The sequence below is a fragment of the Streptomyces eurythermus genome (genome assembly GCF_014649115.1).
GTDB lineage: Bacteria > Actinomycetota > Actinomycetes > Streptomycetales > Streptomycetaceae > Streptomyces > Streptomyces eurythermus.
Map to the genome: position 1 here is coordinate 165,898 of NZ_BMSK01000008.1, position 12,088 is coordinate 177,985.

At 72.5% G+C, this 12,088-nt stretch carries 10 protein-coding genes; 4 read left to right on the forward strand and 6 right to left on the reverse strand.

Features of this window, described 5'->3' with window-relative positions:
- Nucleotides 1-88: 88 nt before the first annotated feature.
- Nucleotides 89-1,657 (forward strand): right-handed parallel beta-helix repeat-containing protein, encoded by a 1,569-nt coding sequence (locus tag IE251_RS17025; RefSeq protein WP_189753817.1) that lies wholly within the window; start codon nt 89-91, stop codon nt 1,655-1,657.
- Between the two features lie 64 nt (nt 1,658-1,721).
- Here the strand turns inward: IE251_RS17025 and IE251_RS17030 are convergent, their stop codons facing one another.
- The 5 genes from IE251_RS17030 to IE251_RS17050 form a co-directional block, all read right to left on the reverse strand.
- Nucleotides 1,722-3,728, reverse strand: coding sequence for a glycoside hydrolase (locus tag IE251_RS17030; RefSeq protein WP_189753818.1), 2,007 nt, complete (start codon nt 3,726-3,728; stop codon nt 1,722-1,724).
- A 188-nt stretch (nt 3,729-3,916) separates the two neighbouring features.
- Nucleotides 3,917-4,639, reverse strand: coding sequence for a hypothetical protein (locus tag IE251_RS17035; RefSeq protein ID WP_189753819.1), 723 nt, complete (start codon nt 4,637-4,639; stop codon nt 3,917-3,919).
- 71 nt (nt 4,640-4,710) lie between these two features.
- On the reverse strand, nt 4,711-5,097 hold the full coding sequence (locus IE251_RS17040; protein WP_189753820.1) for a VOC family protein: 387 nt from the start codon (nt 5,095-5,097) through the stop codon (nt 4,711-4,713).
- An 85-nt stretch (nt 5,098-5,182) separates the two neighbouring features.
- Nucleotides 5,183-6,769 (reverse strand): amidohydrolase, encoded by a 1,587-nt coding sequence (locus IE251_RS17045; protein WP_189753821.1) that lies wholly within the window; start codon nt 6,767-6,769, stop codon nt 5,183-5,185.
- 26 nt (nt 6,770-6,795) lie between these two features.
- Complete coding sequence (locus tag IE251_RS17050; RefSeq protein ID WP_189753822.1) at nt 6,796-8,256, reverse strand: APC family permease; 1,461 nt, start codon at nt 8,254-8,256, stop codon at nt 6,796-6,798.
- Nucleotides 8,257-8,476: 220 nt separating this feature from the next.
- On the opposite strand from IE251_RS17050, the gene IE251_RS17055 reads away from it, so the two are divergent.
- The 3 genes from IE251_RS17055 (at nt 8,477) to IE251_RS17065 (ending at nt 11,030) form a co-directional block, all read left to right on the forward strand.
- Complete coding sequence (locus tag IE251_RS17055) at nt 8,477-9,085, forward strand: TetR/AcrR family transcriptional regulator (RefSeq protein WP_189753823.1); 609 nt, start codon at nt 8,477-8,479, stop codon at nt 9,083-9,085.
- A 791-nt stretch (nt 9,086-9,876) separates the two neighbouring features.
- The gene (locus IE251_RS17060; protein ID WP_189753824.1) at nt 9,877-10,059 is read left to right on the forward strand and encodes a hypothetical protein; all 183 of its coding nucleotides are present in this window, start codon (nt 9,877-9,879) and stop codon (nt 10,057-10,059) included.
- Between the two features lie 80 nt (nt 10,060-10,139).
- Entirely contained in the window at nt 10,140-11,030 is an 891-nt protein-coding gene (locus IE251_RS17065) for an SDR family oxidoreductase (protein ID WP_189753825.1), read from the forward strand.
- 11 nt (nt 11,031-11,041) lie between these two features.
- On the opposite strand, the gene IE251_RS17070 is transcribed toward IE251_RS17065, so the two are convergent.
- Nucleotides 11,042-12,049: a phosphotransferase gene (locus IE251_RS17070; RefSeq protein WP_229896805.1), complete on the reverse strand. Its 1,008-nt coding sequence runs from the start codon at nt 12,047-12,049 to the stop codon at nt 11,042-11,044.
- Between the last annotated feature and the right edge of the window lie 39 nt (nt 12,050-12,088).

The window sequence follows — 12,088 nt, forward strand, 5'->3', positions numbered from 1 at the left end:
GTCCACCATGCCATGACCGGCCGCCGCGTTCACCTCTCTGGACCACTCGCACCCGCACAGTCGAGTCGACCCGCAGGGAGACAAACCGATGCGAACAAGACCAGCCATCGTGTGCGCCGGGCTGCTGACCGGTGCGCTCGTCGCGCTGACCGGCACCACGGCCCAGGCCGTGACCACCCGGTACGAGGCCGAGAACGCACCCGCGGTCTGCACCGGGACCATCGACTCCGACTGGACCGGCTACTCCGGCAGCGGATTCTGCAACGCCACCAACACCTCGAGCGCCTACGCCCAGTTCACCGTGAACGCGGCGAGCGCCGGAACCGCGACCCTGAACATCCGCTTCGCCAACGGCTCGGCCGCCGCCCGGCCCGCGACCGTCGCCGTCAACGGCACCACGGCCACCACCGCCGGCTTCGAGACCACCGGCGCCTGGGACAGCTGGACGACCAAGACGCTCACCGTTCCGGTCAAGGCGGGCGCCAACACCGTACGCCTCACCCCGACCACGGCCGACGGCCTGCCCAACCTCGACCACCTCGACGCCGACGTGGCCACGGCGGCGACGGGCACGGTGCTCTACGTGTCACCGGCCGGCACCGACGGCGCGGCCGGCACCGAGTCGGCCCCGACGACGCTCACCTCGGCCATCAGCCGGATCACCCCCGGCGGCACGATCTACCTGCGCGGCGGGACCTACCGCCAGTCCGCCACGGTCACCATCCCGGACGGCAGCGACGGCACCTCGGCCGCCCGCACCACCCTGTCCGCCTACCCGGGCGAGAAGCCGGTCCTGGACTTCTCGGCGCAGACCGAGAGCCCGTCCAACCGGGGCATCCAGCTGTTCGCCGACTACTGGCGGCTGTACGGCCTCACGGTCCAGCACGCCGGTGACAACGGGATCTACGTCGGCGGCAGCAACAATGTCGTCGAGCGGGTGGTGACCGCCTACAACCGGGACACCGGGCTCCAGCTCGGCCGGATCGCCTCCAGCACCCCCAGCTCCCAGTGGCCGGCGAACAACCTGATCGTCAGCTCCGAGTCGCACGACAACGCCGACTCCGACGGCGAGGACGCCGACGGCTTCGCCGCCAAGCTGACCACCGGCACCGGGAACGTCTTCCGCTACGACGTCTCCCACCACAACATCGACGACGGCTGGGACCTCTACACCAAGACGGACACCGGCGCCATCGGCCCGGTGACCATCGAGTACTCCCTCTCCTACGGCAACGGCACGCTGAGCGACGGCACCGTCAACACCAACGGCGACCGCAACGGCTACAAGCTCGGCGGCGACGACATCCCCGTCGACCACGTCGTCCGGCACAGCATCGCCTACAAGAACGGCCACCACGGGTTCACCTACAACAGCAACCCGGGCACCATGACCATCTCCGGCAACGTCGGCGTGGACAACGCCGAGCGCAACTTCTCGTTCGACAAGGGCACGTCGGTGTTCCGGGACAACACCTCCTGCCGCTTCGCCGGCAGCGGCTCCAACGACAAGACGGTCGGCAGCGCCGACGGCTCCAATCAGTTCTGGGCCGGCTCCAACGGCTCCCGCTGCTCCTCGTACGCGGGCGCCCTCGGCTGGTCCTTCGCCTCCGACGGCCGCCTCGTGGTGACCTTCGGCGGCGGTGTCGTCAACCCGTAGCCGGGGTACGCCGGTTCGGGCACAGCGGGACGCCGTCCGGTACGGCGTCCCGCTTCCAGTTGTCTCAGCAGTGGGACTTGGTCTGGGTGAGCAGGCCGAGCCGCCACGGCAGGCTGTTGTAGTCACCGCTCGCGCCCGGGTCCATGCCCTGGTACAGGTACTGGAGCTTGCACGCGGGGATGGTCAGCGTCTGGTCGTAACCGGCGCGGATCATCTCGCCGTGACTGATGTCCTTCGTCCAGGCACCCGACGGGAAGGTCACGTTGCTCGCCCGGGCGAACGGATTGCTCTCGGAATCGGCCAGCGGGGACCAGGAGCCGGCCAGGCTGGAGGAGGTCCAGGAGCGGAAGTAGCGCCGCCCGTCGGAGCCGATCGCCTCCACCAGCATCAGATACCGGTCGCTGCCCTTCACCTTGTAGATGTTGCTCGCCTCGAACAGCGCGTACCGGTCGGGGTCCTGGGCGGCGATGACGGTGTTGGTGAACCCGTTCGGGAACTGGCCGACGGTGGTCTGCGAGCGGTAGAGGTGCCCGTTGTCGTCGGAGGAGAACAGGTAGCAGTCGGCGCTGTCGCAGATCACCCACATGTCGACCCAGTAGCCGTTGCCGATGTTCTGCTTGATGATGTCGGGCATGTCGGGGTAGAAGTCGCGCGGCGCGCTCCAGCCGTCGGGGTCGGAGATGTCCTTGTTGGTGGAGTACGACGCGTTGCCCGTCTGGTAGACCAGGTACCACAGCTTCTGCGGCGCGTAGTAGAACACCTGGGGCGCCGCCCGGTAGCCGCTGCCGATGGCCGTGCGGTCCAGGTAGTGGTGGGTGGCCGAGCCCGCCTGCGACCAGTCCTTGAAGCTCAGGTAGACGAGGTTGTAGCCGGAGGCGCTGGCCACGCTCGCGAACACGTGGTACTTGCCCTTGTAGCGGACGACGGTCGGGTCCTTGATCCCGGCGATGTCGTGCGTCGCGTCGGACTTGGGCGCGATCAGCTGCTTGCTGGAGGACCAGCTGAAGCTCGACGGCAGCCCCTTGTGCGGGGCCGGGTCCGGGGCCGCGGCCGTGCCGCCGAGCGCCGACAGCGCCGCGCCGTACGCGGCCTTCTTGTTGCCCGCGCTGTCGAACAGCAGCGGGTTCTCGCCGCTGCGCCAGGAGTCGCTGTCGCGGATGCCCCACACGGTGATGCCGGTACAGCGGGCGACGCTCTTGCACGCCTTGACGGTGTTCGCGTACGCGGTGGCCGGTGCCTGCGCGATGTCCAGCTCGGTGATCTGCACGTCCACGCCGAGGGCGGCGAAGTTCGCCAGCGTGTTCCGGAAGCTCGACGGCGGGCCGGAGGTGCCGAAGTGGCTCTGGAAGCCGACGCAGTCGATGGGCACGCCACGGGACTTGAAGTCGCGCACCATGCGGTAGACGGCCTGGGTCTTGGCGTCCGACCAGTTCTCGATGTTGTAGTCGTTGTAGCAGAGCTTGGCCGCGGGGTCGGCCGTGCGGGCGGTGCGGAAGGCGTCCTCGATGTAGCCGTCACCGAGGACGTTCTGGAAGACGGAGGCCCGGCGCGCCCCGCTGCCACCGTCGGCGAACGCCTCGTTCACCACGTCCCAGGCGTAGATCTTGCCCTTGAAGTGGGTCGCCTCGGTGGTGATGTGATCGCGCATCACGGTGCGCAGCGTGGTGGCGTCGGTGATCGAGCCGACCCAGCCGGGCAGTTGGGAGTGCCAGACCAGGGTGTGGCCCCGCACCCGCTGCCCGTGCGCGACGGCATGGCCGACGATCTGGTCGGCGGCGGTGAAGGTGAAGGAGCCCCGGGTGCGTTCGGTGGCGTCCCACTTCATCTCGTTCTCGGGGGTGACCGAGTTGAACTCCCGGTCCAGGATCGTGCTGTAGGTGCCGTCACCGAGCCTTCCGGCGGCCACCGCGGCGCCGAAGTATCGCCCGGACTGGGCGGCCTGGGCGCCGAGGGTGTCTGCCTGCGCGGGGGCGGGCCGGGCGTCGGCCGTTCCGGTCACCGCGAGGGTGGCGGCGGCGAACGCGCCCATCAGGGCGACCAGGCGCCTGCCTGACCACGGGGGACGTTTCATGGTTCTCCTCGTACGGACGATCGTTGCGGGTGCTATGGCATGGACCTGTCAGTACCGCGGTGGCGACTGTTCGACATCACGAACAACGGTCGGAACCCCGGATGTCCGTGATGATAGGAGGGGCTACGGTGTCGTCAACACCCCTCGCATCATTCGAAGTTGACAACGAAACGTTGCGAGGCCGGGGGTCAGCCGACCGGATCGTCCGGGGAGACGGGAAGCGTCTCCAGGTCCGCCGCGGCCAGCAGCTCCGCGATCAGCTCCGCCGAGCCGCCGACGTAGGTGCTGACCAGATCCACGTCACCGCCCAGCACCCAGGCCCGGTCCTGCGGCCACCACAGGTCCGGCAGCTCGGCGAACTCCTCCAGCGACACCGGGGAGACGGCGTCGGCCAGCCGGCCGGTCAGCAGGACCTCCTCCCGGCCCGGCGTCCCGAAGGTCGGGAACCGGTCCCAGTCCCAGCGGCCGTACCCGTGCCAGAGCCCGAACCAGCACCGCTCGGGCGTGCCGGTGTGCCGGGCCAGCGCGGGCAGCAGCGCCTCGGCGACCTCGGGCGGCGTCGGCCCCTCGGCGGGGTGTTCGTCCCACACGCCGGGCAGGCCGGGGTCGGATCGGTCGAGGTGGTCCTGGTCCGCCCCGACGACCTCGTGCCAGCGGCTGCCGGGCGTCACCCGCGTCCCGTGGGCGGCGGCCACCTCCGACCAGCGCACCGGCCGCTCGTCGAGCCGGGCCGGATGCAGGATCCGCGCATAGGCCGCGAAGCCCGGCGCGGCGACGCCCGCCACCGTGCCGAACGCCCCCTGCCCGTGTCCGGTGAGCCAGTCGGCGGGGGAGAGGCCGGCGGCCCGCACCCGCAGCCGTCCGTACCACTCGGGGGCGGGGGCCTGGTCGACCAGGGAGAACTCGTTCACCCGCCCAGTGTGCCGCAGGCGGGCCGGGGGCCGATCACCCCCGGCCCGCCCTCACCCGCGGGTCGCGCCGGTCAGGTGTGGCTGTCGTACGGGCGCGTGATGATCTCCATGCCGTGTCCGGCGGGGTCCATGAAGTACACGCCCCGGCCGCCATGGTGGTGGTTGATCTCGCCCGGCCGCTTGCCGTGCGGATCGGCCCAGTAGGTGATCCCGGCCGCCCGGATGCGGGCGAAGGCCGCGTCGAACTCCTCCTCGGAGACGAGGAAGGCGTAGTGCTGTGGGACGATCGACTCCGCCGGGATCGTGGCGAAGTCCAGGGTCACCCCGTTGCCGGTGGCGACGGGGACGAACGGGCCCCACTCGGGCCCGGTCTCCAGATCCAGGATGTGGGCCAGGAACTCGGCGGACTCCCGGTTGTCCCGGGCGTGGACGATGGTGTGGTTCAACTCGACTGACATGAGTGGAATGCCTCCGAGGGCAATCTCACGGGCACCTCCATGCCTCACCCGGACGGTGACCGACACGCGATGCCGTACGCCGATCCTATCGGACCGCTCCGGCCGGTCCCCGGTGCGTCACATGCCCACCGGTCACCGTCAACACCACGGGAGCATCGGTGAGTTCGTCACCGGGTGCGTGCACGGGGTCGACGGCCAGCGCGGTCAGGTCGGCCCGGAAGCCGGGCGCGATCCGGCCGGCCACGCCGGCCTCCCCGGCGGCCGCCGCTGCGTGCGAGGTGCAGCCCTCCAGTGCCTGCGCCGCGGTGAGCCCCGGCCGGCGCGCCGCGGCGCCCTTGGGGCGGCGGGCCGTCGCCAGCACCGCCCGCACGTCGTAGTGCGCGATCGGCCAGTCCGAGCCGAGGGCGACCGTGGCCCCGGCCTCCCGCAGATCCCGCAGCCGCCAGGCGCGGGCGGCCCGGTCGCCGCCCAGCCGGCGCGACCACTCATCGGTGCCGTCGTCGCGGGTGTAGCCGGTGTGCGGCGGTTGCAGAGAGGCGGCGACGCCCAACTCGCCGAAACGCGGCAGCAGTTCGTCGGGCGCGGTCTCGATGTGCTCGATCCGGTGCGCACCGTGCCCGCCCGGCCCCAGCGAGGCCACCGTGTCCAGGACGTGCCGGACGGCGGCGTCCCCGATGGCGTGCGTGGCGGTGCGCACCCCGGCCGCGTGCAGGGTGCGCACGGCCTCGGCGTACGCGCGCGGGTCCGGCCAGAACGCGTCGGTGCCCTGCCCGTGGCAGTCGGGGTGCTCCAGCCAGGCCGTGCCGCCCTCCACGGTGCCGTCCATGAAGAACTTGACCCCGCCGACCACCCAGTGCCGGCCGCCCCGGCCCTGCGCCTCGATCAGCTCGCGCAGCGCGTCGGCGTCCGCGCCCGGCATGCACCAGGGCGCGAACCGCAGCCGCACCGGCAGCACCGTCTCCCGCGCCACCGCGTCCACCAGCTCCAGGTCCCCGCCGTCCATCACATGGGCGCCGGTCAGCCCGGTCGCCGCCATGGCCGACAGCAACTCAAGCAGCCGCGCCCGCCGTTCACCGTACGAGGGCCGGGGCACGACGCCGGTGACCAGGTCCATCGCCGCGTGCTCGACCAGATGCCCGGTGGGCTGCCCCGAGGCGTCGCACACCACCTGGGCGCGCTGGTCGAAGGCGCGCGGACCGGTCACCCCGGCGGCGGCCAGCGCGGGCCCGTTGGCGAGGGCGGAGTGACCGTCGTACAGGCGCAGGAAGGCCGGGGTGTCGCCCAGCACGTCCGCCACCAGCTCATGGTGGACCGGGCGGCCCTGGAACGCGTTGTGGTCCAGCCCGTAACCGACCACCCAGCCCTCGGTCCGCTCGGCGCGGGCGAGCGCCGCGCGCAGCCCGGCCAGGTCCGTCACACCGGACAGATCGGTGCCGGTCGCCATGTCGAGGCCCCACACCGGGTGGCTGTGCGCGTCGGTCAGGCCCGGCACCAGGTGCGCGCCGCGCAGATCGACGGTCTCGGTGCCGGGGCCGCGCCAGTCCCGCACGTCGTCCGCCGTGCCGACGGCGGTGATCAGCCCGTCGCGCAGGGCGACGGCCGTGGCGGTGGGACGGGCGGGGTCCAGGGTGCGGATCCGGGCGCCGGCGAGGACGAGATCGGCAGTGGGCATGCCGTGAACTCCTAGCGGGAAAAGGGTCATTCGGTGGGTTCGGTGCCGAACGTCGCGTAGACGCCCGGCCGGTCGCGGCGCAGCCACCACGCCAGCGGCAGGCCGAGGACGAAGACGGCGGGCGCGGCGACGACGAGCACGACGTTCACGGCGCGTGGCGCACCGGTGAACAGGTCGATGTGGGAGACCACCAGCACGATCGCGGCCGCCAGCAGGACGGCGGCGAGGGCGGGGGCCAGCACCGTGCGCACCCGGCCCTCGGTGTGCCGCACCCGCCGGAAGTAGCGGAACACGGCGAGCGCGGCCAGCAGCTGGAGCAGCAACAGGCCGATCATTCCCGGGGTGTTCACCCACAGCAGCAACTGCTGGTACGGGTCGGCGCCGGCGGCCCGGAAGGCGAGGACGACCACGGCGCCGAGGGCGGTCTGGGCCAGGCCCGCCAGGTAGGGGGAGCGGTGCCGGGGGTGGACGCGGCCCAGCCGGCGGGGCAGCACGCCCTCCTCGGCCAGCGCCAGCGCGTAACGGTTGATGGCGTTGTGGAAGGCGAGCAGCGAGGCGAGGACGCTGGTGACGATGAAGACGTGCATCAAGTCGGCGGCCCAGCCGCCCACATAGGTGGTGATCGCGGTGAAGAAGAGCCCGGCCGGGTCCTCCCCGGCGGCCTGTACGACCCGGTCGTCGCCGAACGCCTGGACGGCGATCCACACGGTGAACGCGTAGAACAGGCCGAGGAAGCCGACGGCCGCGTAGGTGGCGCGCGGCACCGTGCGCGCGGGGTCGCGGGCCTCGCGGCGGTAGATGACGGTCGACTCGAAGCCGGTGAACGCGGCGAACGCGAAGGCGAGGACGGCCGCCGTGCCGGGCACGAACACATGCGCCGGGGCGAGCGAGGACAGGGAGAGGCCGTGCGCGCCGCCGCGCACCAGCACCCCGCCCGCGAGCAGCACGAGTATCCCGGTCTCGGCGACCAGCAGGACCCCGAGGACCTTGGCGCCGAAGTCGATCGAGCGGTAGCCGCCGTAGCCGATCAGCACCAGGCCGGCCAGCGCCACCGGCAGCCAGGGCACGTCGGCGCCGAAGAGGGCGTGCGCGGTGTCGCGGGTGGTGGTGGCGAGGAGGCCGTAGACACCGATCTCCATGCCGTTGTAGCCGACCAGGGCGAGCAGGGCGGCACCGATCCCGGCCGGGCGGCCGAGGCCCCGGGTGATGTACGCGTAGAACGCGCCGCCGCTCGTGACATGGCGGCTCATGGTGGTGAAGCCGACGGCGAAGACGGCCAGGGTCAGTCCGGCCAGCAGATAGCCGACGGGCGCGCCGACGCCGCCCAGCAGGAGGGCGAGCGGGGCGACGCCGGCCATGACGGTCAGCGGCGCGGCGGCGGAGACGACGAAGAAGGCGATGTCGGCGGTGCCGAGGGTGCCGGACCGGAGGCCGGGCGCGTCGGACGGCGCGTCCTTCTCCGGGAGTCCGGCGGTGGTCACGGACATACGGGAGCCCTTCTGACAGCGGAGGGGAGCAGGTCCCGGTGGTGGGGCAGCGGGGTGCGCGGGTCGCCGGCGGGCGCGGCCGGGGTGGGCCGTCCGAGCCGGCGTCTTGCGGGTGCACGAGGGGATGGCGGGCGCCCGGAGCCGTAAACCTAAAGGCTTTCGGTTTCCGCAATGTAACCTGCCGCTGGGCATCCGGGAAGACCTCAGGGAGACGCTGACCATGGGACGGCCGCGCACACCGCTCCTCGACCGCGAGCGCATCACCACCACCGCGCTCCAGCTCATCGACGAGACCGGTGACTTCACCGTGCCGCGGATAGCCCGCGGGCTCGGCGTGCAGACCGGCTCGGTGTACCACCACGTGGACGGCCGGGACGGCATCGTGGAGCTGCTGCGCGAGCGCGTCTGCGCCGCCATCGACCCCGCCACCCTGGACCTGACCCCGTGGGACGCGGCCATGGAGGCGTGGGCGCGGTCCTACCGGGCCGCGTTCGCCGCCCACCCCCGGGTGATCCCGCTGCTGATGACCTCACCCGTCCGCGCGCCCCGGGTCCTCGCCCAGTACGAACGCGCGGTGGGCGTCCTGCTCGCGGCCGGCTTCGAGCCGACGACGATCATGCCGCTGATCGTCGCCCTGGAGAACCTGGTGCTGGGCTCGGCCCTCGACCTGGCCGCCCCCGAGGCCATGTGGGAGCTGGCGGACGGCACTCCGACCCCGCGCCTGGCCGAGGCCCTCGAGGCGGCGGGCGACGGCCGCGCCGACCGCGCCTTCGAGGTGGGACTCACGGCCTTCCTGAACCACGCGCGGGCCCTGCGGGAGGTGCGGTAGCCGGTCACGCTTCGGCGGAGCCCAGGGATACGTCCCCGTGGACGGCCCCTCGTCGGTGCGGGGGCTCCTGTCCTGAAGGTGCCGGGCAGCTCGATGCCAGGCCCAAGGCCTTCCGGCGGCACCGACGGGGCGGCAGGGTAGTGATCACGAGGACGGCGGCGGGCCCCGGGGCCCGGACGCACAAAGGACCCGCCGCCCTTCGCTCGCACGTCACACCCACCCGAGAACGAAGGAACACCAGGTCGCGCATCACCCGCCTCCGTGCCGCCGCCGAGCCCGTCATCGGCTGGGGCTGATAGCGACCTGGCCTGACCCCGGGCTCCGGCCCGTCGCTCGCTCGTACCACCCGGCCCCGTCCCACGCCTCGGCGCGGGACGGGGCCGTCCCGCGGGCCCCGTCCGCCGTGGGCGTTCGGCACGCCGGGATCAGGTCCCCGGCCCGCGCGTCACCGAGCTCGGCGTGCACGCCTCTGACGGTGGAAGAGGGCCAGGTCGGTGGCCGGCTCGTGGTAGGCACCGAGGTCGGCCGGCGTGTGGCCGCGCCCGGACAGCGCCGCCTCGAAGCCGTACCGTCCAGGCCCCGGGAGAAGTGGTACGTCCGGTACGGGATCACCGGGGACAACGACGAAGCGGAACATCGGCTTCGGCCCGCCGGGGTGAAAAGTCCCAGGTGAGAAGGGCAGAGACTGTACGAGTTTCCCAGTACCGGCAGTAACATGATCACCTTGTTCCGGGTGTACCAGTCAGTCAACTAGGTGTCGTCCCCGGACGGCGCCCTGCCCGGAGAAGTCCATGTCATCTGTCAATGACGCGTTGGAAAACGCGCGCTTCACCTACGAACACCACATGAACACGTGCCGCCAGTGCCATGCCGACGCCACGCCCTGCGCCGTGGCCAAGCATCTGCTGCGCCTGTACAACCTCGCCCGCCGGGACGCGATGCGGGCCGCCGGTCCGGAAGCGCCGACCGTCTGACCGGCTCGGAACGCTTTTCACCCGCCGCCAGGCGGGAACCCGGCCGCCTGTCCCGTTCTCGAGAGACACAGGAGGCCACCGTGACGGACCAGCACGGTGACCGGCCCGATCCGGTCACCCAGCACGCCCGCCCCGACTTCCCCTCCCAGGACCAGCCCCATCCGGGCTGGACCGGCCCCATGGACCCGCCGCCCGACCACGGCGAGGAGTCCTACCGCGGCGCCGGCCGGCTCGACGGGCTGCGGACCGTGATCACGGGAGGGGACTCCGGCATCGGACGGGCGGTGGCGCTCGCCTTCGCCCGCGAGGGCGCCGACGTGCTGTTCACCCACCTCGCCGAGGAGGAGGACGAGGCGCGCGAGACCGCCCGTCTGGTCGAGGACGCGGGCCGCAAGGCCGTCGCCGTGTCCTGCGACATCAGGGAGGAGGACAACTGCCGCGCGCTGATCGCGCGGGCGGTCGACGAGTTCGGCCGCATCGACGTCCTCGTCAACAACGCCGCCTACCAGATGTCCCAGCCGGACGGCATCGAGGCCATCAGCACCGAGCAGTTCGACCGGGTGCTGCGGACGAACCTGTACGGCATGTTCTGGCTGACCAAGTTCGCCCTGCCGCACATCCCGGCCGGCGGCTGCGTCCTCAACACCACGTCCGTACAGGCCTACCAGCCCAGCCCGCACCTGCTGGACTACGCGATGACCAAGGGCGCCATCGTCACGTTCACCCACGGGCTGGCCCAGATGGTCGCCGAGCGCGGCATCCGGGTCAACGCCGTCGCACCGGGCCCGGTGTGGACCCCGCTGATCCCCGCGACCATGCCCGACACCGCCGAGTTCGGCAAGCAGAGCCCGCTCGGCCGCCCGGCCCAGCCCGCCGAACTGGCGCCGGCCTACGTCTATCTCGCCTCGCCCCAGGCCGGCTACATCACCGGCGAGATCCTCAACGCGACCGGCGGCACCCCGCTGCCCTGACCGGCGGCTGGTCAGCCCGGGAAGGGCGGTTCGGCCAGGAGTTCCCGCAGCCACTCGGCGCTCTCCTCCGCCCCCGGCGCGGTGCCGGGGGCGGCGGGGAACATCCGGCCCCAGGAGGCGGCCCGGCCCAGCGCGCTCAGCCGCCAGGCCAGTCCCGCCGCACGCCGTAGCCCGGCCGGCGTGCGGCCGGCGCCGGTCCACGGCTCCAGATAGGCGTCGAGCAGCCGGGGCAGCACCTCGGGCCCGTAGCGGTCGCGGGCCCGCTCGGCGGGGACGCGCAGACTGCAGAACGGGTGGGTGACGGCGGCGTCGCCCCAGTCGAAGAAGGTGAACCGGCCGGGTGCCGGCCGCAGCAGCTGCCCGTCGTGCAGATCGGCGTGGTCCAGTGTGTCCGGGATGCCGGCGGCGGCCAGTTCGGCACACCAGTCGACGAGCCGGGGCCGCAGCGCCTTCAGCCGGACGCGCTCGTCCGGGCCGAGCGCGGTGTTCGCGTCGAGCAGCCGGTCGAACACCACGGGCAGGTCGGCGGTCCGCGCGGAGGGCACCCCGAGCCGCTCCATCTCGGCGGCGCGCGCCACCAGGTCGCGCTGCATCCCCGCGTACTGGCCCAGCAGCGACTCCCACTCGCGCGGCTCCACCGGCTCCCGGTCGAGCACCGCCCGGAACAGCTGCCCGCCGTCCGGGAGCAGCACCCAGCCGCGCCCCGCGTCGACGGCCAGCGGGCTGAGCACGTGGTCCGGCACCCAGCGGGCCAGCGCGGCGGTCAGCGGACCCTCGAACGCGGCACTCGGCGGAGTCGCCTTGAACCAGACGGCGCCCTCCCCGGTGACGGGCACCCGGACGAGCACCGACCAGGGCCGCAGCCGCACCCGCAGCGGGCCGTTCACGCCGAGCCCCCGCTCGGTGAGGTGCCCGCCCACCCAGTCCAGCACCGCCGTCCGCCAGGACTCCGTCTCCCACGGAGTCACGGCGTCCGGGTACGCTCCCCGGTCCACCATCGCTGTGTGTTCGTCTTGCATCGCCCCATCCCAGCAGCGCGTACGAGGGTGTGGCCAGCG